We start from the raw sequence: 23,099 nt of genomic DNA, 5'->3' as shown, positions 1-23,099 counted from the left end.
CGGCCCTGTGCCGGAGGCGGGGTTCAGTCGTACCCGTCGACGGGGTGTTACCCTGAGACGTCCATACACACCGTGAAAGGCCACATGACGAACCCGTACAACCCGAACAACTCCCCCGAGGATCGCAACGAGCACACCGGCGGCATGCCCTCCTACGGTGACTACACCGGGCAGGGTGGCCTGCCCCAGTACCCCAACCAGGACTTCGGCTACGGTCAGCAGGCCTACGACCCGAACAGCCTCGTCCCCTCCAACGCGTACCCGGGGGCGGGTCGACGGCTGGGCGCCTTCCTGCTGGACGGCCTCCTCTTCTTCCTCGTGGCCGTCGTCCTGGCTGCGATTTTCATCGCCCCGGGCTTCATGTCGTGGATGGACGACTACTCCGCCTGGCTGGACGCAGGCCAGGTCGGTGTCGAGCCCGAGCTCGACCTCGGCAACTTCTACCTCTACTCACTGCTCTCCCTTGTCCTGTGGTTCGCCTACCGTGTCGGCATGGAGACCACCGCGGGTCGCACGCTGGGCAAGATGGCCCTGGGTATCAAGGTCGTCGACGCCGACGGCCGTGTCATCTCCGCGAAGGACTCCTTCATCCGTAACAGCTGGTACCTCGCGGGCATCGTCGTCGGATGGATCCCCTTCATCGGCAATATCGCATCCATCGCGATCTACGCCGCCCTCGGCGTGCTCATCGCCCGCGACCCGCACCGCCAGCACATCTGCGACAAGTGGGCGAAGTCGTACGTGGTCTACAACCGCTGACACCAGCCCTCCTCACCGCAGCAGGCCGGTCACCTCCCCCGCATCGTCGGGGGCGGTCACCGGCCTGATCTAATGGTGCACATGCTTAACGTTCTGAGTGGGTTCATGGTGGTGGTGATCATCATCGCGCTCGGCTACCTGGTGGGCCGCCGCAGACTGCTCGGACCGAATGCGGTGTACGCGCTGAACATGTTCGTGTTCTACCTCGCCACCCCCGCACTGCTGATCAACTTCCTGCGCGAGGCCGACCTCGCCACCGTCTTCGGCGAGAACCTCGCCATCGTGGTCATCAGCACGTTGCTCGCCGGGGCCGTCGGATTCCTGGGCTACCGCTTCCTCGCCCGCCGGCCGACGTCCGACAGCCTGATCACGATGCTCGCCTGCTCCTACTGCAACGGCTCGAACCTCGGCGTGCCCATCACCACCCACGTCCTCGACGACCCGACCGCCTCACTCCCGGTGATCATCTTCCAGGTCGCCCTGTACGGTCCGGCCACCGTCCTACTGCTGGACGTGACCACCCGCAAGGCCCGCCGGGACGCCGCGGATGCCGGCAGCAACATCGGCCCCCTGGTGCGCGAACTCGTTCTCGGCGTCATCCGGAACCCACTGATCGTGGCGGCCGCCGTGGGCATCGTCCTGTCCCTGCTGTACACGAACACGGGCTGGACGCTGCCGGAGATGCTCGCCGAGCCCGTCGCACTGCTTGCCGCAGGCACCGTGCCGGCCGCCCTCGTCGCCTTCGGGCTGTCGATGGCGGAGGTCTCCGTCCTCGACCGGGAGACCAGTCCACGGCGCAGCGTGTGGCTCGCCGCACTGACCAAGACCGTCGTGCACCCCCTGATCGCCTACGCCGCGGCCCGCCTGCTCTTCGACGCCTCCGGTGCCGCTCTCCTGGTGTTCGTCGTGGTGGCGGCACTGCCGACGGCGCAGAACGTGTTCACCTACTCGCAGCGTTTCGGTGTGAACACCGTGCTGGCCCGCGATACCGCGGTGATCAGCACGATGCTGTCCATCCCCTCCATCGCGGTGATCACGTTGTTGCTCGGGTGAGTACAAGCGCATCGTCACCGGCGTACAGACATCTCACTCCCGGTGCGTTCAGCGCGCAGCGTTCGTTTGAGGACCTTACCGGTGGCATTGCGCGGTAGGACGTCGACATACTCCACGGACTTCGGCACCTTGAACCCCGCCAAGCTTCGGCGCGACCACGCGATCAGCTCCTCAGGCGTCAGCAAGGAACCTTCGGCTCGAACCACCACCGCGGTCACCGCCTCACCCCACTTCTCGTCCGGGATGCCGATCACCGCAACGTCGCGAACGTCCGGGTGCCCGCGCGCCACCGACTCCACCTCGGTTGAATAGACATTCTCCCCTCCGGTGATGACCATGTCCTTCTTGCGGTCCACCAACGTGTAGAACCCCTCCTCGTCCACCTTGGCCAGGTCTCCGGTGTGGAACCAGCCGTCCCGGAGAGCCTCGGACGTCGCCTTCGGATTGTTCCAGTAGCCGGAGAACACGTTCGGGCCGCGCACGAGTAGTTCGCCAACGCGTCCAACCCCCACGTCCTCCCCGGCGTCGTCCTCGATCCGGAACTCGACCTGCTGTACGGGCTTTCCTACCGTGCCTTTCTTCCGAAGTCCCTCGTCCTGACGTAGCACGGCGCAAAGGGGGCTCGTCTCGGTCATCCCCAGCCCCTCGGTGAACGGGACCCCGAGTTCACGCATAGCCTCGATCACCGCGACCGGACAGGGAGCTCCTCCCGAGACGGCAAAACGTAGGCTCCGCACCTGCCCTGCCCCGAAGGACGCGTCACCGAGAACGGCCGACCACATCACGGGCACGAGGAATGCATTGGTGACCCCGTACTTCTCGACGGAGGAGATCCAGTTCGCCGGGACGAAGTTCTCCAGGACCACACAACTCCCGCCGATGAAGAGGAACGGCAGGGTGTTGACGCCGAGCGCCCCGATATGGAACAGGGGTGCCGCTGAGATCGTCCTGTCCCCTGCGGTCCAGCCATCACCGAGCCCTAGACTGTGTACCGCGTTCCAGACGAAGTTCCCGTGGCTCAGCATGGCTCCCTTCGGCTTGCCGGTGGTGCCGGAGGTGTACATCACCACGCAGATGTCGGCTTCATTGACCTCCCGCACCACTCGCTCCGAACTTCCCCGGGTGATCATGGCCTCGAGGTCCGACGACTTCCCGGTCAACCTCATCTCCGAATCCGGGACCACGAACCGGTCACGAACCCTGGTCTCGTCCGTACACGCGTCATTCACGAGGTCGAGGAACGGCATCGAGAAGAACAGGCTCGACGCGCCCGAGTCCAGGAGGATGAACTCGATCTCCTTCGACGTCAAACGGTAGTTGATCGGCACCGCAATCGCCCCGAGCTTCGCCACCGCCACCAGGATCTCCATCGTCTCGATGGAATTCATCGTCACGAGGGCGACCCGGTCCCCACGTGCCGTACCGCGCTTGGCGAGCACGTCCGCCAGCGCGTTCGTACGCTCCTCGAGCTGAGCATACGTCCGTACGGATCCGGTCTCACCGTCGATGTAGGCCACCGACTCCGGATACCTCTTGCTGTGCAGTGTGACCCAGTTGCCGAACCCACGATCGAGCCTGTCTCCCATGGCTACCTCTCCCATCCGTCATCTGATCCGCGAATCTTGTTTTGCCGACAAGACATACAGGGTTCAAAAATTAATCGCAAGTGCTTCTTTTTTGCAGGAAAGTATGTCAGTATGTGGTGCACATCACCCCGACACCGGAGGTTCCATGCCCACTTCCCCCGATCCCACCCTCGCCACCCTGGACGTCCTCAGAAAAGAGGGCGACGCCCTCGAAGGGCTGGTCCGGGACATCGACGGCTCCACATGGTCTCGTCCGACCCCCGCGCCCGGGTGGACCATCGCCCACCAGATCGCCCATCTGTCATGGACCGACGAGGCAGCCTCGGCCTCGCTCGCCTCGACCAGCGACGACGGGCCCTTCTCGACCTACGACCTCGATGCGCGGGCGAACCCGGAGAGCATCACCGACAGGACGGCGGCGGAGGGGGCAGCATCCCCCATCCCGGAGCTGCTGGAACGTTGGCGCACATCGAGAAAGCAACTTGACGAGGCTTTTCGGCAGGAGGCGGCCGGCACGCCACGCAAGTACCCGTGGTTCGGACCGCCTATGGGCCTGCGCTCCATGGCGACCGCGAGACTCATGGAGACGTGGGCCCACGGCCAGGACGTCGCGGACGCCCTGGGCATCGAACGCCCCGTGTCCGGCGGATTGCGGGACATCTGCCACCTGGGGGTGATCACCCGCGACTTCTCCTACGTCATCAACGACCTCACCGCGCCCGAGGGGGAGTTCCTCGTCGAACTCGAGTCCCCCGACGGCGGGACGTGGTCGTGGGGGCCCGACGACGGATCTGCCATCGGGACGGTGAAGGGGCCTGCGCTGGACTTCTGCCTGTTCGTCTCACAGCGACGGGAGGTCAAGGATCTCTCCCTGGTCTTCGAGGGCGAGGAACCCCGGCGGTGGGCGGAATTCGCGCAGATCTTCGCCGGCCCGCCGAAATCAGTCGTCCATAATCGGTAACAGACACCTGACCCACATCACGAAAGGACCTGTATGAGCCACAAGCACTGGAACACCCCAGAGATCGCCGCACTCCGCAAGACGGCCGTCGACTTCTCCGCGGCCGAGATCCTCCCCTACCAGGACCAGTGGGAGGAGGATGGACAGATCCCCCGGGAGCTCTCCGGGAAAGCAGGCAAACTCGGCCTCCTGGGCCTGGCATTCCCCACCGAGGCAGGTGGGGAGGGCGCGGGAATGCGCGAGTCGACTGCCGTCGCCGAGGCCATGCACGAGGCCGGGGTGGCCGCCGGTGTCCAGGCGTCACTGTTCACCGTGACCATCTCCTGCCCCCACATCGTCGCCGGCGGGGACCACGACCTCATCGACAAGTACGCCCGTCCCACCCTGAGCGGCGACAGGATCGGCTCCCTCGGGATCACCGAACCCGGTGGCGGCTCCGACGTCGGCAACCTGAAGACCACCGCCGTCAAGGACGGCGACGAGTACGTCATCAACGGTTCGAAGACCTTCATCACCTCCGCCGTCCGCGGTGAATTCACCGTCGTCGCCGCCCGCACCGGCGGCGATGCGCTCAAAGGTGCCCGGGGGGGGTTTCGCTGATCGTCGTGGACAACGACACCCCGGGCTTCGAGGTCACCCGCAAGCTGACGAAGATGGGGTGGCGCTCGTCCGACACCGCCGAGATCTCCTTGACCGACGTGCGCGTCCCCACGGGCAACCTCGTCGGTGAGGAGAACTCCGGGTTCCTCCTGATCTCCATGGCCTTCGTGACCGAACGGCTGAGCATGGCCATCCAGGCCTACTCCCAGGCGCAGCGCTGCCTCGACCTCAGTGTCCAGTGGTGCCGCGACAGGGAGACCTTCGGTGAACCCCTGATCGCACGTCAGAGCATCCAGATGACGCTGTCGGAGATGGCCCGACGGACGGAGGTCGCACGCACCTACGTCCGCAGTCTCGTCGACCGGGTGGAGGACGGGGAGGACGACCTGGTCGCCGAGGCATGCTTCGCCAAGAACACCTGCACCGAGACCGGGGAATGGGTGACCCACCAGGCCGTCCAGCTGTTCGGCGGCGCCGGGTTCATGGAGGGCACAGAGGTCGAGCGGCAGTACCGTGACATGAGGATCAACGGGATCGGCGGCGGGACGGTGGAGATCCTGCGCGAACTCGCCGCCCGCCGGCTCGGCTACCGCCCCTGACCCCACCTCCCCGAAGCCGTGGGGGGGGGACGTCAGCGCCAGAGCAGCAGCGCGTCGCCCTGACCGCCGCCACCGCACAGCGACACCGCGGCACGTCCCCCGCCACGACGGTTGAGCTCGTAGGCGGCGGTCACCACCAGGCGGGCGCCCGAGGCGCCGATCGGGTGGCCCAGCGAGATACCGCCGCCGTGGATGTTCGTCTTCTCCAGCGGGTAGTCAAGGTCCTTGACCGACTGCACCACCACGGAGGCGAAGGCCTCGTTGACCTCCAGGAAGTCCAGGTCGGACGTCGACCAGCCCTGCTTGTCGAGTGCGGCGGAGACCGCCTGCGCCGGCTGGGAGTGCAGGTACGTGTCCGGCCCCGCGGTCTCGCCGGCGGCACCCAGGGTGGCCAGGACGGTCAACCCGTTCTCCTCGGCGTAGGCACGCGTGGTCAGCACCACGGCCGACGCACCGTCGGAGATCTGTGACGCCGAGGCGGCGGTGATCGTCCCGTCCTTCGCGAACGCCGGACGCAACGCGGCCAGCCCCTCCTGCGTGGTGCCCGGGCGCACGCCCTCGTCGGTGTCGACGACCACGGTCTCGCGACGCCTGCGGACCTCCACGGGCACGATCTCCTCGGCGAAGGTGCCGTCGGCGATGGCGGCCTCGGCGCGCTGGTTCGACAGGGCGGCGACCTCGTCCTGCGCCTCACGGGTGATGCCTCGGTCGGTGTTGCCGGCCTCGGTCTCCACACCCATCGCCGTGCCGTGCACGGGGTCGGCCAGACCGTCGCGTTCCAAGGAGTCCTGCAGCGCCAGCGAACCGAACTTCGCCCCGGCGCGCACACCGGCGGCCAGGTGCGGGGCGTTGGTCATCGACTCCTGACCACCGGCGACCACGACCTGCGCGTCACCCACCTTGAGCATGCGCGCACCGTTGATCACCGAGTCCAGCCCGGACAGGCACACCTTATTCACGGTGACCGCCGGGGTGGACATCGGCAGGCCCGCGGTGACCGCGGACTGCTTCGCCGGGTTCTGGCCGGCGGCGGCCTGGACGACCTGGCCCATGTAGACGTAGTCGACGGTATCCGCCGCCACACCCGCCCTCTCCAGGGCACCGGTGATGGCCGCCGCGCCGAGCTCGACGGCGGACTTGGAGGCCAGCACGCCGAGCATCTTGCCCTGGGCGGTGCGGGCGGCTCCGACGATGACGACGTCCTCGGGGGACGGGGTGGGGTTGCTCATGGTGCCATGTTCCTTTCGTGGAAGAGTTCCGTGCGTCCCATTATGGTCCCCGACGGCGTTCCGGGTGCGGTTCGGGCGATATTCGACGGTCGCGCGATAGGGTCGGTGCCATGCCTGCATCCACCGCCACCGTCGTCGGTTCCGGCCCCAACGGACTGGCCGCCGCGGTCGTCCTGGCCCGGGCCGGGCTGGACGTCACCGTGCTCGAGGCCGAACCCACGGTGGGCGGCGGGGTGCGCAGCGCCGAACTGATGCACACCGGGGTACTGCACGACCTGTGCTCGGCGGCCCATCCGCTGGCCCAGGCCAGCCCGCTGCTGCGTGACCCCTCGCTCGGGCCGGCGTTGCGACGCCACGGGCTGCGCTTCGCCTCCGCGCCGGTGGACATGGTCCACGTCCTGTCCGCCGGACGCTCCGCCACACTGCACACCTCGCCGCAGACCACCGGCGAAGGACTCCCGGGGCAGGACGGACGGCTCTGGCAGGCGTCCTTCGGTCCGCTCGCGACGCGGGCGGACGCCGTCGCCGAGGAGTTCCTCGGCCCGCTGCTGCACGTGCCCCGCCACCCGGTGCTGTTGGCCGCCTTCGGGGCCGGTGCGGCGCTGCCGGCGTCCTGGTCGTGGCGGCGGTGGCGTTCGGCGGAGGCGCGCGCCCTGTTCGCCGGTGTCGCCGCCCACGCCTTCACCCCGCTGCACCTCCCGGCGTCCTCCGCGGCCGGCACGCTGCTGACCGTCGCCGGACACCGGCACGGCTGGCCCGTCGCCGTGGGAGGGTCCCAGTCCATCGCCGACGCCCTGGTCGCCGAGCTCGAGGAGCTCGGGGGCACGGTGCTCACCGACACCCGTGTCACTGACCTGGCGCAGGCGCAGGACGCCGACATCGTCCTGCTCGACACCTCCGTGGAGACCGCCGCCGGCATCCTCGGCGAGCGGCTGCCCGCCCGCACCGCGCGGGCATGGTCACGGTTCCGCCGCGGCCCCGCCGTCGCCAAGATCGACTACGTGCTCGACGGCGACGTGCCGTGGCTGTCGCCGGACGCCCACCGCGCCGGCACCGTCCACCTCGGCGGCACGGCCGAGGAGATCGCCGCCGCCGAGAAGGACTGCTGGTCGGGACGGCTCCCCCGCCGCCCGTTCACCCTCGTCGGCCAGCAGTACCTCGCCGACCCCTCGCGCAGCAGAGTCACCGGTGGGCGCAGGCTGAACCCGCTGTGGGCCTACGCCCACGTGCCCGCCGGATGGGACGGCAGCGCGCAGGAGACCTTCGAGCTCGTCACCGCCCAGATCGAGCGGGCCGCCCCCGGTTTCCGCGACACGGTCGTGGACTGGGTCGCCTCTCCCCCGTCGGCGGTGCAGGAGCACAACGCCAACAACCTCGGCGGGGACATCTCCGGCGGGGCCAACGACCTGGTCCAGCTGATCGCCCGTCCCCGGTTGAGCCCGGACCCCTACTCCACCGGGGTGGAGGGGGTCTACCTGTGCTCCTCGTCCACCGCTCCCGGCGGTGGGGTGCACTTCATGTGCGGCGTCAACGCCGCACGGCGGGCGCTCACCGACGGGGCGAGGACTTCTCGTAGATCCCCAGGATGCTGATGGACTTCTCCCGCATCTCGACCTTCCTGACCTTGCCGGAGAGGGTCATCGGGAAAGCGTCCGTGACGTGCACGTACCTGGGCACCTTGAACCTGGCCAACTGGCCGTCGCAGTAGGAACGGATGTCCTCCACGGTCAGCGGTTCCTTGCCGTCATCCATGATGACCCAGGCCATGAGCTCCTCGCCGTACTTCTCGTCGGGCACCCCGATGACCTGGACGTCGGCGATGTCGGGGTGCTCGTACAGGAACTCCTCGATCTCCCGCGGGTAGATGTTCTCCCCGCCGCGGATGACCATGTCCTTGATCCTGCCGGTGACCTGGACGTAACCCTCGGTGTCCATCACACCGAGGTCACCGGAGTGCATCCACCCCTCGGGGTCGACCGCCTCCGCCGTCTTCTCCGGCATGTCCCAGTATCCACGCATCACCGAGTAACCGCGCACCAGCAGCTCACCCTGTACCCCACGCTGCACAGTGGCCCCGTCGAGGTCGACGACCTTCACCTCCAGATGCGGACCGACCCGGCCGACCGTCTCGACCCTCTTCTCCACCGGGTCATCTGGCAGGGTCTGGTGGTTGACCGGCGAGGTCTCGGTCATCCCGTAGCAGATGCTGATCTCCGTGATGCCGAGGACGTCGATGACTTCACGCATCGTCGTCGTGGGACAGGAGGTCCCCGCCATGATCCCGGTGCGCAGACCGGACAGGTCGAACTCCTTGCCCTTCTCCTTGAGCTGTTCCAGTGCCCGCAGTTCGGCCATGAACATGGTCGGGACGCCGAGCAAGCTTGTCCCCTGTCCCAGGTGGACCGCCTCCAACGTGCTCTCCGGAGTGAAGACCGGCCCCGGGAAGATCACCGCCGCCCCGTGTGTGAAGGCGGCCAGAACCCCCAGAACCATGCCGAAGCAGTGGAACATCGGTACCGGAACGACCACCCGGTCGTTCTCGGTGTAGCTCAGCCGTTCACCGATGAGGTAGCCGTTGTTGAGGATGTTGTGGTGGGTCAGCGTGGCTCCCTTGGCCATGCCGGTCGTCCCCGAGGTGTACTGGATGTTGATCGGATCGTGGGGATCGAGTGAATCCCGCACCGCCTTCAGGTCCAGGACCGCGTGGCCGGCCAACTCCTCCCAGCGTTCGGAGCCGAAGAAGATCGTCTCCTTGTAGGGCCGGTCGAAGGTGTGCTCGACCGTACCGACCATCGCCCGGTAGTTGGAGTCCTTGAACCTACCGGCGGAGAACAGTCCCTTGACCCCCGACTGGTTCACCGCGTACGTCAGCTCACGGGCACGGTACGTGGGGTTGATGCAGACCAGGATCGCACCGATCTCCGCGGTGGCGAACTGCAGGATGACCCACTCCCACCGGTTCGGTGACCACACCCCGATGCGGTCGCCCCTCCGGTATCCGGCGTTGTGCAGTCCTGACGCCAGCTTGAGCACCTTGCGGTGCAGTTCCTGGTAGCTGAGGTGGATGTCGCCGTAGAGGTCGATGAGTGCGTCTTTGTCCGGGAAGGCGGCGACCGTCCGGGCCAGGTTCTGGCCGATGGTCTCGTCGAGCAGGTGTGTGTCCGTCGGCCCCAGCGCGTGGGACAACGACGGGTCGATGTCGCCGGGGGAGGAAAGGAAAACGGGTGCCATGGGTTTCAGCTCCTGTGCTCGTGTGGTGGCTCGTGTGGTGGTTGTGTTGTGGTGGACGTACGGTTCAGGATCTCCTCTGCCTGGCGGAGCAGCGGTGCGTCGATCATCCTGCCGTCGACGGCGAAGGCACCGGAGTTGGCGGCGGCCCCGGCGACCACCCGGCGGGCCCACTCCTGTTGCTCCCGGGTGGGCCGGTACGCCTCCCGGATGACGGGGACGAGACCGGGGTGGATGGCGACGGTCGCCGAGAAACCGCTGGCCGCCGCGTCGACGGCCTCGGCCCCCGCACCGGTGGTGTCCGAGGTGTCGGCGTGGATCGAGTCGAGGGCGACGATGTTCGCCGCCGCTGCGTGCAGCAGGACCATCGAGCGGACGAGCCGCGGTACCTCCCGGTACCCTCCGGGACTTCCGGAGACGCCTCCACCAGTGGTGGGCAGTTCGTCCGCACCGTACCGTGAGGCGGTGCCGCCGAGGGCCGCCGTCAGGTCCTCGGCACCCCACATCAGGGCGTCCACCTGCGGATGGTCGGCGACGGAGGCCAGGGACAAGGCGCCTCTCGGCGTCTCGACGAGGGCGATGACCCGCCAAGCCTCCGCCTCGGGGAGGACGTCACGCAATGCCTCCACCGAGTCGGCGCCCTCGGTCTTCGGCAGCATCACCGTCCGGAAACCGGACGCGGCGACCGCGCGCACGTCCTCCCCGAAGTCGCCGGTGCCCGGCGGGTTGACCCGCACGACCGTGCGTGCCGGATCCAGTGTGCCCTCACGTCCGGCGGAGACGACGTTCCGTCGGGCGGTGGCACGGTTCTCCCTCCTGCACCCGTCCTCCAGGTCGAGGATGACGGCGTCCGACCGCTCGGCCGCGGTGGTGAAACGCTCCGGGCGGTCGGCCGGGGCGAAGAGCAGGGCCGGGCCGGGCGGGGCCCAGCGATCTACCGATTGCGTCATGACCCGGCCCCCTGCTCCCCTGGCTGTTCCGGCCGACGTCGCACCAGCGTGGATCGCACTGCGGTACACACGACGTCGCCGTGCTGGTTGCGCCCCACGTGCCGGAGTTCCACCACACCCTGGCCAGGTCGTGACTCCGAGACCCTGGTGGACATGCACGTGGTCTCGGCGTACAGGGTGTCTCCGTGGAACATGGGGGCCGGGAACGCCACGTCGGAGAAACCGAGGTTGGCCACGATCGTGCCGAGCGTCAGCTGGTTCACCGACAGGCCCACCACCGTGGACAGGGTGAACATCGAGTTCACCAGGCGCTCACCGCGGAAACCGTGCTGGGTCGACGCCCACGCCGCGTCGAGGTGGAGTGGCTGGGTGTTCATCGTCTGCGTGGTGAAGAAGGTGTTGTCCGCCTCCGTCACCGTCCGCCCCGGACGGTGCAGGTAGGTCGTGCCCTCACTGAACTCCTCCAGCCACAGGCCACGTTGTTCGACCGCGTTCATGACCTCCCCTTCCCGCTCTCCGGGCCCTCCAGGCCGAGCGACCGGGCGATGAGCATGAGCTGGACCTCCGTGGTGCCCTCACCGATCTCGAGGATCTTGGAGTCACGGTAGTGACGGGCCACGCGGGTCTCGTTCATGTAGCCGGCACCGCCGAACACCTGTGTCGCGTCGCGTGCATTGTCCATCGCCGCCTCAGCGGAGAGCATCTTCGCGATGGACGCCTCCCTGCTGAAGTCGGCACCGGTGAGCATCTTCCTCGCCGCAGACCTCCACGCCTGCCTCGCGGACCAGGCGCGTGCCTCCATCCGGGCGATCTTGAAGGAAATCCCCTGGTACTCCGCGATCGGCCGGCCGAAGGACGTCCGCTGCCTCGCATAGGACACGGCCTCGTCCACGCATCCCTGGGCCACGCCGGTCGCCAGTGCCGCGATCGCCACCCGCCCCTCGGCGAGGATGGAGAGGAACTGCGCGAATCCCCTGCCCCGGGTGCCGAGAAGATTGGCTTCCGGGACCCGGACGTCGTCGTAGCTCAGCGGGTGGGTGTCCGAACTGTTCCAACCAACCTTGTCGTAGGCGGGTTCCGCGGTGAACCCGGGTGTATCCGTGGGCACGATGATCGCCGAGAGTTCCTTCCTCCCGTCCTCGCGGGTGCCGGTCACCGCGGTCGTGGTGACCAGCGAGGTGATGTCAGTCCCGGAATTGGTGATGAACTGTTTCGACCCGTTGACCACCCAGTGACCGTCGTCGAGTTTCGCGGTGGTCGCCGTCCCGCCGGCATCCGATCCGGCACCCGGTTCGGTGAGACCGAATCCGGCGAGTGCCCGGCCCGCGACGAGGTCGGGAAGCCACCTCTCCTTCTGCGCCTCATCACCGAAGCGGTAGATCGGCATGGCTCCGAGAGAGCATCCGCCTTCAAGGGTGATGGCCACGGACTGGTCGACGCGGGCCAGCTCCTCGAGGGCGACTCCGAGCGCGAAGTAGTCGCCGCCCATGCCGCCGTACTCCTCGGAGAACGGCAGGCCGAAGAGTCCGAGGTCCCCCATCTGGGCGACGATGTCGTAGTCGAAGGTGTGGTTCCGGTAGTTGTCGGCGGACTTCGGGTCGACGACCTCGTTGGCGAACTCCTCGACCGTGCGACGCAGGTCAGCGAGTTCCGTGGAGAGTCCATCATCGGCGATGGAGGAACGTGTGGAAGATACAGACTGAGGAGACATGGTGCGTCCTTTCACGAGTGGTGTGGTTGTTCTGGTTCGGTGTCGGCGACGGCGGCCACAGTCGCCAGGACCGTGCCGGCGCCGACCTTGTCGCCCACGGCGCAACCGAGGCTCACGGTTCCGTCATGCGCTGCGGTCAGGCAGTGCTCCATCTTCATGGCCTCGAGCACGATCAGCGGTTGGCCCCCGGTCACCGTCGCGCCGTCCTGCACGGGCACGGCGACGACGGTGCCGGGCATGGGGCTGAGGACGTCGTCCTCCCCGCCTTGGAGGTCCACGGCGGAACTGGACAGGCCGAGGGGTTCGAAAACCCAGGTCCCCTCACTGCCGGAGACGGCGACCGACCGCCCACCCGCCGCGTCCAGCGGGACAGCCAGGTTCCTGCTCAACCAGCGACGGCCCGGCGCGATCTCCCCTCGCGGGGTCAGCACACGGTTCGTCTCGTCCTTCCCGGAACCCGGGTAGGTGGTGAGTGTGGCCTGCACCGGCCCATCTGCGGTCTGCTCCGGATCCACCGGGGTCTGCGTACAGGTCACCCGGTCGCCGTCCACGTCCAGGCGGACGTCGACGGGACCGGTACCGGGCACGGCGAGTCTGGTCCGGAAGGGTGCCGGTACCCCACCCAGCCTCCAGCCGTCGGCTTGTGCCCAGGCACGGTGCCGGCCAGACCTACCCTCCTCCTGCCTCGCCGAGTCCCGCAGCGCGAGCGCGGCGACCAGAACGGCCTCCCCGGGTGCCTGGCGTTCCGCAAAGTCGTCTGCGATGCGGTCGAGCAGTCCGGTGTCGAGCTCCCCGGTGCGAACCTTCGGATCCTCGAGGAGGTACCGGTTGAACTCGATGTTGGTGCCGGGCCCCACGATGAGAGTCCGTGCGAGAGCCTCGTCGAGGCGCTGCACCGCCTGGTCCCGGTCGGCACCGTGGGAGATGACCTTGGCGAGCATCGGGTCGTAGTCCGGGCTGACCTCCTGGCCTTCGACGACTCCTGCGTCGACGCGTACGCCGGGGCCGGTGGGCCAACGCAGGGAGGTGATCAGCCCGCCGGTGGGCAGGAAGCCGTTGGCGGGGTCCTCGGCGTACACCCTGGCCTCCACGGCATGTCCGGTCATCGTCACCTGTTCCTGAGTTATGGGCAGGTGCTCGCCCTGGGAAACCTTGATCTGCAGGTCCACCAGGTCGATGCCCGTCACCAGCTCCGTGACCGGGTGTTCCACCTGCAGCCGGGTGTTCATCTCCATGAAGAAGAAGGTGTCCGGCCTCGAGGCGGAGACGATGAACTCCACGGTTCCGGCACCCCGGTAGCCGCACGCCCGGGCGGCGTCGCAGGCCGCCTCGCCGATACGTGTCCGTGTCTGTGCGTCGAGCAACGTCGACGGCGCTTCCTCGATGACCTTCTGGTGGCGCCGTTGCAGCGAACACTCCCTCTCGCCGAGGTGGATCACGTTGCCGTGTGCGTCCGCCATGACCTGCACCTCGATGTGCCGTGGAGTCTCCACGTAGTGCTCGATGAACAGGGTGTCGTCGCCGAAAGTGGACGCCGCCTCCCGACGTGCCGTGGCGATGGCCCCCGGTAGTCCGTCCGGCTCCTCCACGACGTGCATGCCCTTGCCCCCGCCCCCGGCCGAGGGCTTGATGAGTACGGGGAACTCCACCCCGTCGCCTCCGTCGGCGCCGGTCACCCCGTCGACGAGCTGCTCGTCGGTGAGGCCGGGGCGCGAGATGCCGGGCACGGTCGGCACTCCCCTGGACTCGACGGTGGCCCTGGCGGTGATCTTGTCACCCATTTCCTCGATGGCCTCGGCGGACGGCCCGATGAAGACGATGCCGGCGTCCTCGCAGGCACGTGCGAAGTCCGCGTTCTCGGACAGGAACCCGTAACCGGGGTGGACGGCACCGGCGCCGGAGGCGGCGACGGCGGCGAGAACCCGGTCGATGTTGAGGTAAGACTCGGCGGCCGCGGCCGGGCCGAGCCGCACGGCCAGGTCCGCGGCACCCACGTGCGGGGCGGCCGCGTCGGCGTCGGAGTAGACGGCGACGGCGCGTAGCCCCGCGTCCTGGACCGAGCGTATGACCCGGCAGGCGATCTCGCCCCGGTTGGCGACAAGGACGGTGTCGAACATGTTCATTCTGCTTCCTCACATCCGGAATACGCCGAAGCCGGAACCGGCCTGGTCATCACGTGGGACCCGTGCACAGACGTCCAGGGCCATGGACAGGATGCGCCGGGTGTCGGCGGGGTCGATGACGCCGTCGTCCCAGAGGCGGGCGGTGCCGTACCAGCAGCTGGACTTCTCGTCGAACAGGTCCCGGATCGGTTGCTCAAACTCCGCACGGTCCGATTCAGACCATGTGTGTCCCTCGCGCTCCTGTTTCGCGGCACGCACGGTGGACAACGTCATGGCGGCCTGGGCCCCGCCCATCACCGAGACCTTGGCGTTCGGCCACGTCCAGAGGAACCTGGGTGAGTAGGCGCGACCGCACATGGCGTAGTTCCCGGCTCCGAATCCTCCGCCCGTGATCACGGTCAGCTTCGGTACGCTCGCCGTCGCCACGGCGGTGACCATCTTGGCGCCGTTCTTGGCGATGCCTCCCTGTTCATAGTCTTTGCCGACCATGAACCCGGTGGTGTTCTGGAGGAACAGCAGCGGTGTGCCCCGTTGTTCACACAGCTCGATGAAGTGGGCCGCCTTCACCGCCCCGTCTCCGAAGATGACGCCGTTGTTGGCGATGATCCCGACCCTGTGCCCCTCGATCCTGGCGAAGCAGGTGATCACGGAGTCGTCGTACTCTGCCTTGAACTCGTGGACGGAACCCGTGTCCGTCAGGATTTCAATGACCTGACGTGCGTCGTAGGGGGTCTTGAGGTCCGGCGGCACAATGTCGTAGAGGTCGGTCTGTGGCCGGCAGGACGTTGCGGTGCCGCGTTCGTCCGACGTTCCGGCGGGAGCGTCCGGCGGAAGGGTTGCGACGATGTCGCGGATTCGTTGGATGGCGTCCGCGTCGTCCGCGGCGAGATGGTCGGTGACTCCGGAGATCCTGGAGTGCATGGCACCGCCGCCGAGGTCCTCGGCACTCACGTCCTCCCCTGTCGCCGCCTTGACCAGCGGTGGGCCCGCGAGGAAGATCGTCCCCTGACCGTCGACGATGACCGCTTCATCGGAAATCGCCGGAACGTAGGCACCACCTGCAGTGCACGACCCCATCACAGCGGACAGCTGGGGGATCCCGTCAGCGGACATCCGGGCCTGGTTGTAGAAGATGCGTCCGAAGTGGTCCCGGTCCGGAAAGACCTCGTCCTGCTGGAGCAGCATCGCCCCGCCCGAGTCGACCAGGTAGATGCAGGGAAGCCGGTTCGCCTCCGCGATCTCCTGGGCACGTAGGTGCTTCTTGACCGTCACCGGGTAGTAGGTACCCCCTGACACGGTCGCGTCGTTCGCTGCGATGAGGCATAGCCGGCCTTCCACGAGTCCGACCCCGGCGACGATTCCGGCACCCGGCACCTTCCCGTCATACATGTCCTCCGCTGCCAGCGGTGCGATCTCCAGGAAAGGACTGCCGGGGTCCAGCAGGGAGTCGACACGGTCGCGGGGAAGCATCTTTCCCCGGTCCACGTGTCGTTGCCTCGCCCTCTCTCCCCCACCACGCCGAACCCGGGCAAGACGTTCTTCAAGATCGGTGACCATCGAACGGAGGTCAACGGTGTGCTCGGCGCGGTCGGGTGCTCCGGTTGGTGCCGTCATCATGTGGTCCTCTCCTCGCACCACGGAACTACTTCCGTTTTGCAATGCTCAGCATGTGGTTCTGAAGCACGACAGTATGTGATGCAGCACACAAAGTAAAGAGATCACCGACGATTCATTTCAAGGACCACGCCCCCACCGGCTATGTATCCCCAGGTAGAGCCAGGGATAGCGAATCATCAATGATGTGTTTCTGCGTTCCTCCGCACTTGTCCACCACGCCACACTGCTACCCTGTCCAGCAACACCCCAGACGTGGATGGACCAACGGAGGCGACATGTCGCACACCCCACAACAGGCCCGGAGCCGGGAGACACGCCGAAAACTCCTCGACTCCGCAATCTCGACGCTGTCCCACCACGGGGCCGCCGACACGACTGTCAGTGCGGTGGCTGTCGGGGCCGGCGTCTCCCGCGGCGCCGCCCAGCGACACTTCCCGACCCGCGACGTGCTGATCGAGGAAACGGTGGCGGAGTTCTACTCCAGGCTCACCCATCAACTTCGCCGGGCCGTCGCCGATCTCGGGACGCCCCCTGGCGGTTCACCGACCGTCGAGGTGATGGAACTCGTTTTCGACTCCTTCACCAGCGATTCGTTCCGCGCCGCCCTGCACGTGTGGTCCGCAGCAGCCGGATCAGAGGGTGACCTGCGCGAACTGATCGTGTCGGTCGATAGCCGGTATGCACGTGAGGTCCAGCAACTCATGGCCATCGCACTGGACGCCGACCTTCTCGACCCCCCGACCCGCGAGCTCCTGCGCATGACGGTCGACCTGGCGCGCGGCCTCGGCCTGGGCGCGGTCCTGGTCGACAACTCGGATCAGCGGCGCCGGACCGTCGACAGGTGGTCGTCAATCCTCGACGCCGGGCTGGCGCGAAACAACTGACCTGAGCGCTCGTGTCAGTCACCCTGTCGCAGCCCGTAGGTCAACACGGCGTTGCCCACGGAAGTCTTCGTGGCGTCCAGCAGACGTAGCCGGGTGACGGGCATCTCCGCGTCGAAGAGATGGCGACCCGTCCCCGCGAGGACGGGGTGGGTCGTGAGCGTGAGTTCGTCGATGACGCCAGCGAGGAACAACGTGCGTACCGTGGTGATCCCGCCGAGCACTGCGATGCCGCCGCCTTCGGAGTCCCGGAGGTCCTGGAGGTAGTCGACGGGGTCGCCGGTGATCAACGTGCTGTTCCACGGGAGCCCGTCGGGGTGCTCGTCCCCCAACGTCGAGGAGACGACGTGCTTGCGCACCGGGTTCACCCAGGCACCGAAGCCGTCCGTCTCGTCGCCGGCAACCTCCCCGGGCCAGTACTCGGACCACTGCCGCCACAACGTCGCCCCGATCACCACATCGGTGACCGGGGCGAGCAGGCCGTCCATGGCCTCCCCCTCCTCCGGGCCGAAGGCGTCGAACTGCCAGAGGTGGGGGTCCTCGACGACACCGTCGAGGGAATGGAAGAGGTGGGCGGTGGTCCTGCGGCTCATGGTGGGGTCCTCTCGAGGATGGACCCTCATCGTAGCCCCGTAACCGCGGAACCGCCCTGCACTCACTCAGTGCGCGAAGTGGCGCTCCCCGGTGAGGTACATCGTCACGCCTGCGGCGACCGCGGCGTCGATGACCTCCTGGTCACGCACCGACCCACCGGGCTGGACCACGGCACGCACCCCGGCCTCGGCCAGAGTCTCGAAACCGTCGGCGAAGGGGAAGAACGCGTCGGACGCGGCGACAGAGCCCTCGGAGCGACGCTCGTCGCCCGCCAGGGTGTTCGCCCGGTCCACGGCGATCTTCGCCGAATCCACGCGGTTGACCTGGCCCATGCCCACTCCCACGGTGGCACCGTCCTTGGCCAGCAGGATCGCGTTGGACTTCACCGCGCGCACCGCACGCCAGGCGAACTCCAGCTCGGCGAGGGTCGCGGCGTCCGCGGCCCCACCGGCGGCCAGCGTCCAGTTCGCCGGGTCGTCGCCGCGGGCGTCGACGAGGTCGCGCTCCTGCACCAGCACACCGCCGGAGATCTCGCGGTGCTCCACCGCACCCTCACGCACCGGCGGGGTGGTCTGCAGGATACGGATGTTCTTCTTGCGGCTCAGCACGTCCACGGCGCCGTCCTCGTAGCCGGGGGCCACGATGACCTCGGTGAAGATCCCGGCGACCTGCTTGGCCATCTCCACGGAGACCGGGCGGTTCACCGCGATGACTCCGCCGTAGGCCGAGACCGGGTCGCAGGCGTGGGCCGTGCGGTGGGCGGTGGCCACGTCGTCTGCCACGGCGATGCCGCACGGGTTCGCGTGCTTGATGATCGCCACGCAGGGACGCTCGTGGTCCCAGGCCGAACGCCAGGCGGCGTCGGCGTCGGTGTAGTTGTTGTAGCTCATGGCCTTGCCGTGGAACTGCTCGGCGTTGGCGAGCCCACCCTCCTGGCCCGGTGCGGTGTACACCGCGGCGGCCTGGTGCGGGTTCTCCCCGTAACGCAGCGAGTGCACACGCTCGTTGACCTGACCGATCCACTCCGGGAAGCGGGCGTCCTGCTCGTCCTCGGCGTCCTTCTCGACCTGCTCCGTCATCCAGGACGCCACGGCCACGTCGTAGGACGCGGTGTGCCGGAACGCCTCGGTGGCCAGCCGGGTACGGGCCTGGCGGGTGAACCCGCCGGCCTCCACGGCCGACAGCACGTCGCCGTAGGCGGCCGGGTCGACGACCACGGCCACGGACGGGTGGTTCTTCGCCGCGGCACGCACCATCGACGGGCCCCCGATGTCGATCTGCTCCACGCACGCGTCGAAGTCCGCGCCCGAGGCCACCGTGTCGGTGAACGGGTACAGGTTCACCACGACCAGGTCGAAGGGCTCCACACCCAGGTCCTTGAGCTGGGCCAGGTGGTCATCCTTACGGGTGTCGGCGAGGATGCCGGCGTGCACGCGCGGGTGCAGCGTCTTGACCCTGCCCTCGAGACACTCCGGGAACCCGGTGAGCTCCTCGACCCGCACCACGGGCACCCCGGCGTCCGCGATCTTCGCGGCGGTGGACCCGGTCGACACGATCTCCACCCCGGCACGGTGCAGACCCGTGGCGAGGTCCTCCAGCCCGGACTTGTCGTACACGCTGATCAGCGCGCGGCGGATGGGGCGGGTCGTTCCAGTCGTGGTTTCAGTCATTGATGCAGACCTTTCGTCCTTCGATGGTGTAACCGCTCTGCGCGGTCTGGTGGAGCACGTCGACGATCAGCGCCCGTTCGACGGTCTTGATCCGCTCGTGGAGCAACTCCACTGAATCGGCCCGGAGCACCGGCACAGCACGCTGGGCGATGATCGGTCCGGTGTCCACCCCGTCGTCGACGACGTGGACGGTCGATCCGGTGAGTGCGACGCCGTAGGCCAGGGCGTCCTCCACGGCATGGGCGCCGGGGAAGGACGGCAGCAGCGCCGGGTGCGTGTTGATGATCCGCCCCCGGAACCGCTCGACCACCGGCGCGCCGAGGATGCGCATGAACCCCGCGCTGACGACGACGTCCGGCGTGTAGGCGGCGATCTCGGACGCCAGGCGTTCATTCCACCCCGCACGGTCGTAGCCGCTGACCCGCTCCGGGTTGTAGTCCACCCGGAAGGAGGGGACGCCGGCCTGCGCGGCACGCTCCTCGGCGGCGCACGGCCGATCGACCCCCACCGCCACGACCTCGACGCCTTCGCCGAGGTCGTCGAGCATCGACTGCAGCAGTGTCCCGGTTCCCGAGGCCAGGACAACGACGCGCAGGACGTCCCCCGCGCGCTGCACCGTGCGGCGGACCGCTGCCGGGTCTGCCGGGACTGCTGGGGCTGCTGACTCACTCACGATGTGCCAGCTTACTGTGTCCTACCGTCTTCCTCGACGTCGGTGTCCCCGGGGTCCTCCCCTGGGTCCTCTTCAGTGTCCCCTTCGGGCTCTGCTTCGGGCTCGGCTTCCGGCTCGGCTTCCGGCTCGTCGGCGGGCTCATCCGCCTGCTCAGACTCCTCGGCGTCGGCGTCGTCCTCGACGTCTTCAGGCTCGTCGGCGACCCCGTCGGCGACCCCGTCGGCGTCCTCGTCGGCGTCCTCGTCGTCCTGCTCGTCGGCGTCCTCGGGCTCGGACTCGTCGGCCGCTTCCTCAGCCTCGGGCTCCTCCGTCTCGGCCTCTGGCTCGAACTCGGGCTCGTCGTCCTCGCCGGCGGTCTCCATGACCCGCGCGCCCTTCCGCGACACCCAGCCCAGCACCAGCAGTGCCGGAACCAGCAGCCAGCAGGCGAAGACCAGCGGGGTGAGCCACAGCAACGGTCCGGCCGACCCGTAGACACCCAGCGTGCCCCCGGCCGCCAGACTCACCAGCAGACCCAGGACCCCGGCGCAGACACCCGCCCCCACGGCGGTGAACACCGGGGACTCCACGAAGGAGCGCACCGTGAAGAAGCGATAGACGATCACCAGCGCGATCGCCGCGGGCACCACGAGCAGCGCCTCGCCGAACGGCAGGTCGGAGTGGGGCATGGCGGCGAGCACCGGCAGCGGCGGCAGGTTCGCGTTCGTCACCGCGAACAACGACGCCGAGGCGTCGCCGACATGCATCTCGCTGCCCGTCAGCACCGCCGCCCCGCCGACCGCCAGGTTCGGGAGGTAGAGGACGGAGAGCACCGTCAGGCCGATCTTGCCCCAGGCGTCCGGCGCGATCGAGTAGGCGTCGGAGAGCATCGACAGGTTGAACAGGAGCTGGACCAGCGTGGCCACCAGTCCGGCGACCAGGACCCACCGCACGAAACTGCCGGCCAGACGCACCGACTCCACCGGCCACGTCGGCAGACCGCGACGCAGCAGCAGCGCCCGCCAGATCTTCGGCCCCAGCCCCAGGACGAAGATGAAGCCGTTGAGCAGGCCCGTCGACAGCAACGCGACGAAGATATTCGGCGGCGAGATGGCGAACACGTGCGAGGCGTCCCACAGCACCAGCCACGCGAGGCAGGTCAGCACCATCGGCACGACCACCGCGAGGGAGGCGAAGACCCTGATGTTGCGCACCGTGATCTGCGTCCCGCAGGTCGCCCGGATCCGACGGGAGTGCACCAGCACGATCAACGCCGCGGGCAGCAACGGCACGATGCCGAGCTGCGCGCCGGTGAACCCCACCGGCGCCAGGTTGGCGACCATCCAGAACGAACCGACCATCGCGGGCACCGCGGTGAAGGTCTCGCCCACCCCGACCACCACGGCCAGGGCGATGGCGATCGCCAGCGTCACCGCATGGCTTACCAGTACCGTCGGGGCGAAGCGGCGGATGTGCGGGCCCCACAGGGCCCACCACCGTGCCAGCCGGCCGCCGGAGGTGCCCTCCGCGCCGGTCGGCGCCGGGCGTGCGGCGTCCTCACCCGGGCGTTCGGTCGCAGGACGCTGCGAGGCGCCGGTCGAGCGCGACGCGACGCGCCCGTTCTCGCCCGCGACGAACCGCTCCGTCCCCGTTCCGCTCGCGCCACGGGCCGTACCGCGGCGTCGAGCGTCCGGGCCACGTCGTGTGCCACGACGGGGCCCCTGTCGTCTCGACGTCGGTCGCTGGGATTCACTACTCACCCGTCCCATTGTGCACAACGTCGGCGCCCTCCCCCGGGAAGGCACGCCCACCTGCGAGCGTTACATCACACCTACCCCCGTCACACCCGTCACACGGTGGCCGTGACCTGACCGTTACCAAATAACGCCCCGATCAACCCCCCTCAACCCACCTACCCACCGATATAGATTCGTGACCTTTTTGGCGAAGTGGCTTGCCCGAGGAGGTCCATGCCGATAGAGTTGCGACTCGTTGATAACGATCCGGTCACGATTTGGGACCGATCAGATGACGGCAAGGCTATGAAGCCGTAAAGCCCTGAGGCTGCACGACTGCAAGACTACGGAGAGGTACACAGACTGATGACTGACGCACGGCGAGGCGGAGCCCACCGCAAGCTGGACACCGCTGCAAAGCGCCGCATGGCGTTCGTTGCGATCGCCGCCACCGGCGTCGCCGCTGCAGGAGCCACCGGAGCAGGCGCCGCCACCGTGCACCAGTCCGCAGACCAGGACGGCCAGGGTAACGGCGACATCTCGCTCGCCGCCAACACCGAGGTCCTCGCGCAGGGTGCCGACGGAAGCTCCGCCGGTGCCGACGTCGAGACCGCCGCCGCCCAGATCCTCGCACTGCCGCAGAACACGCAGATCGAGAACCTCTCGGCCCAGCTCTCCAGCGCCCTGGAGTTCGACGCCGAGCGCGCCGCCGAGGACCTCCTCTCCCGCGCACCCGAGGTCGTCAAGCCCGCCGAGGGCAGCTACACCTCCCCCTTCGCCATGCGCTGGGGCACCATGCACAAGGGCATCGACATCGCCAACGCCATCGGCACCCCGATCGTCGCCGCCATGGCCGGCACCGTGATCGACGCCGGCCCGGCCTCCGGCTTCGGCAACTGGGTCCGCGTGAAGCACGAGGACGGCACCATCACCGTCTACGGCCACATGTCCACCATCGACGTCACCGTGGGCCAGCAGGTCCAGGCCGGCCAGAAGATCGCCGGCGTCGGCAACGAGGGCTTCTCCACCGGCCCGCACGTGCACTTCGAGGTCTACCCCACCGAGGGCAACGCCGTGGACCCCGTGCCGTGGCTGCGTGAGCGCGGCGTCGAGATCTAGGACCCGCCCACACTTTCACCGGGACACGAAA

Annotated in this window: 18 protein-coding genes and 1 pseudogene; 7 read left to right on the top strand and 12 right to left on the bottom strand. The window is 68.1% G+C overall.

Features of this window, described 5'->3' with window-relative positions; translation table 11 throughout:
- Nucleotides 1–84 precede the first annotated feature (84 nt).
- On the top strand, nt 85–759 hold the full coding sequence (locus ACT3S3_RS10465) for an RDD family protein (RefSeq protein ID WP_301524999.1): 675 nt from the start codon (nt 85–87) through the stop codon (nt 757–759).
- A gap of 81 nt (nt 760–840) precedes the next feature.
- Nucleotides 841–1,812, top strand: a complete 972-nt coding sequence (locus ACT3S3_RS10460) for an AEC family transporter (protein WP_301441964.1) — start codon at nt 841–843, stop codon at nt 1,810–1,812.
- 14 nt (nt 1,813–1,826) lie between these two features.
- Here ACT3S3_RS10460 and ACT3S3_RS10455 read toward each other — a convergent pair whose 3' ends face one another.
- The gene (locus ACT3S3_RS10455) at nt 1,827–3,398 is read right to left on the bottom strand and encodes an acyl-CoA synthetase (protein ID WP_444626751.1); all 1,572 of its coding nucleotides are present in this window, start codon (nt 3,396–3,398) and stop codon (nt 1,827–1,829) included.
- Between the two features lie 145 nt (nt 3,399–3,543).
- Here ACT3S3_RS10455 and ACT3S3_RS10450 point away from each other — a divergent pair, with 145 nt between their 5' ends.
- Nucleotides 3,544–4,359, top strand: coding sequence for a TIGR03084 family metal-binding protein (locus ACT3S3_RS10450; RefSeq protein WP_441579321.1), 816 nt, complete (start codon nt 3,544–3,546; stop codon nt 4,357–4,359).
- 33 nt (nt 4,360–4,392) lie between these two features.
- Nucleotides 4,393–5,558, top strand: a pseudogene (locus ACT3S3_RS10445) (acyl-CoA dehydrogenase family protein).
- Nucleotides 5,559–5,590: 32 nt separating this feature from the next.
- On the opposite strand, the gene ACT3S3_RS10440 reads toward ACT3S3_RS10445, so the two are convergent.
- Entirely contained in the window at nt 5,591–6,787 is a 1,197-nt protein-coding gene (locus ACT3S3_RS10440) for an acetyl-CoA C-acetyltransferase (RefSeq protein WP_444614714.1), read from the bottom strand.
- Between the two features lie 110 nt (nt 6,788–6,897).
- Between ACT3S3_RS10440 and ACT3S3_RS10435 the strand changes: the two genes are divergently transcribed.
- Nucleotides 6,898–8,379, top strand: coding sequence for a phytoene desaturase family protein (locus tag ACT3S3_RS10435; protein ID WP_441579359.1), 1,482 nt, complete (start codon nt 6,898–6,900; stop codon nt 8,377–8,379).
- Here ACT3S3_RS10435 and ACT3S3_RS10430 read toward each other — a convergent pair.
- The 6 genes from ACT3S3_RS10430 to ACT3S3_RS10405 are packed head-to-tail and all read right to left on the bottom strand — an operon-like array spanning nt 8,336 to nt 16,413.
- The gene (locus ACT3S3_RS10430; protein ID WP_301442775.1) at nt 8,336–10,018 is read right to left on the bottom strand and encodes an AMP-binding protein; all 1,683 of its coding nucleotides are present in this window, start codon (nt 10,016–10,018) and stop codon (nt 8,336–8,338) included. The two genes, ACT3S3_RS10435 and ACT3S3_RS10430, sit on opposite strands and share 44 nt — an antisense overlap.
- A gap of 5 nt (nt 10,019–10,023) precedes the next feature.
- The gene (locus ACT3S3_RS10425; protein ID WP_441579358.1) at nt 10,024–10,965 is read right to left on the bottom strand and encodes an HpcH/HpaI aldolase/citrate lyase family protein; all 942 of its coding nucleotides are present in this window, start codon (nt 10,963–10,965) and stop codon (nt 10,024–10,026) included.
- Nucleotides 10,962–11,462, bottom strand: a complete 501-nt coding sequence (locus ACT3S3_RS10420; RefSeq protein WP_444614715.1) for a MaoC family dehydratase — start codon at nt 11,460–11,462, stop codon at nt 10,962–10,964. Before ACT3S3_RS10420 ends, ACT3S3_RS10425 begins: the two co-directional genes overlap by 4 nt.
- Nucleotides 11,459–12,676, bottom strand: coding sequence for an acyl-CoA dehydrogenase family protein (locus tag ACT3S3_RS10415; RefSeq protein WP_441579357.1), 1,218 nt, complete (start codon nt 12,674–12,676; stop codon nt 11,459–11,461). The genes ACT3S3_RS10420 and ACT3S3_RS10415 overlap by 4 nt, the downstream gene beginning before the upstream one ends.
- An 11-nt stretch (nt 12,677–12,687) precedes the next feature.
- Nucleotides 12,688–14,793: an acetyl/propionyl/methylcrotonyl-CoA carboxylase subunit alpha gene (locus ACT3S3_RS10410; RefSeq protein ID WP_444614746.1), complete on the bottom strand. Its 2,106-nt coding sequence runs from the start codon at nt 14,791–14,793 to the stop codon at nt 12,688–12,690.
- 15 nt (nt 14,794–14,808) lie between these two features.
- Nucleotides 14,809–16,413: a carboxyl transferase domain-containing protein gene (locus tag ACT3S3_RS10405; RefSeq protein WP_441579356.1), complete on the bottom strand. Its 1,605-nt coding sequence runs from the start codon at nt 16,411–16,413 to the stop codon at nt 14,809–14,811.
- A gap of 278 nt (nt 16,414–16,691) precedes the next feature.
- Here ACT3S3_RS10405 and ACT3S3_RS10400 point away from each other — a divergent pair, with 278 nt between their 5' ends.
- The gene (locus tag ACT3S3_RS10400; protein WP_444626749.1) at nt 16,692–17,300 is read left to right on the top strand and encodes a TetR/AcrR family transcriptional regulator; all 609 of its coding nucleotides are present in this window, start codon (nt 16,692–16,694) and stop codon (nt 17,298–17,300) included.
- Nucleotides 17,301–17,314: 14 nt separating this feature from the next.
- On the opposite strand, the gene ACT3S3_RS10395 is transcribed toward ACT3S3_RS10400, so the two are convergent.
- From ACT3S3_RS10395 to ACT3S3_RS10380, 4 genes are all read right to left on the bottom strand, one after another.
- Nucleotides 17,315–17,890, bottom strand: coding sequence for a dihydrofolate reductase family protein (locus ACT3S3_RS10395; protein WP_441579355.1), 576 nt, complete (start codon nt 17,888–17,890; stop codon nt 17,315–17,317).
- Nucleotides 17,891–17,956: 66 nt separating this feature from the next.
- A complete protein-coding gene (purH, locus tag ACT3S3_RS10390; RefSeq protein ID WP_444614717.1) occupies nt 17,957–19,561 on the bottom strand; it encodes a bifunctional phosphoribosylaminoimidazolecarboxamide formyltransferase/IMP cyclohydrolase in 1,605 nt (534 codons plus the stop codon).
- The gene (purN, locus tag ACT3S3_RS10385) at nt 19,554–20,156 is read right to left on the bottom strand and encodes a phosphoribosylglycinamide formyltransferase (RefSeq protein ID WP_301442785.1); all 603 of its coding nucleotides are present in this window, start codon (nt 20,154–20,156) and stop codon (nt 19,554–19,556) included. The genes purH and purN overlap by 8 nt, the downstream gene beginning before the upstream one ends.
- Nucleotides 20,157–20,245: 89 nt before the next feature.
- Nucleotides 20,246–21,982 (bottom strand): cell division protein PerM, encoded by a 1,737-nt coding sequence (locus ACT3S3_RS10380; protein WP_444614718.1) that lies wholly within the window; start codon nt 21,980–21,982, stop codon nt 20,246–20,248.
- A gap of 333 nt (nt 21,983–22,315) precedes the next feature.
- On the opposite strand from ACT3S3_RS10380, the gene ACT3S3_RS10375 reads away from it, so the two are divergent.
- The gene (locus tag ACT3S3_RS10375) at nt 22,316–23,068 is read left to right on the top strand and encodes a M23 family metallopeptidase (RefSeq protein WP_301443702.1); all 753 of its coding nucleotides are present in this window, start codon (nt 22,316–22,318) and stop codon (nt 23,066–23,068) included.
- The last annotated feature ends 31 nt before the right edge of the window (nt 23,069–23,099 follow it).

It is taken from the genome of Corynebacterium sp. AOP40-4SA-5 (assembly GCF_052377355.1).
GTDB lineage: Bacteria > Actinomycetota > Actinomycetes > Mycobacteriales > Mycobacteriaceae > Corynebacterium.
The sequence above is the reverse complement of the archived record's forward strand: the minus strand, read 5'-3'. Positions and strand labels throughout refer to the sequence as shown.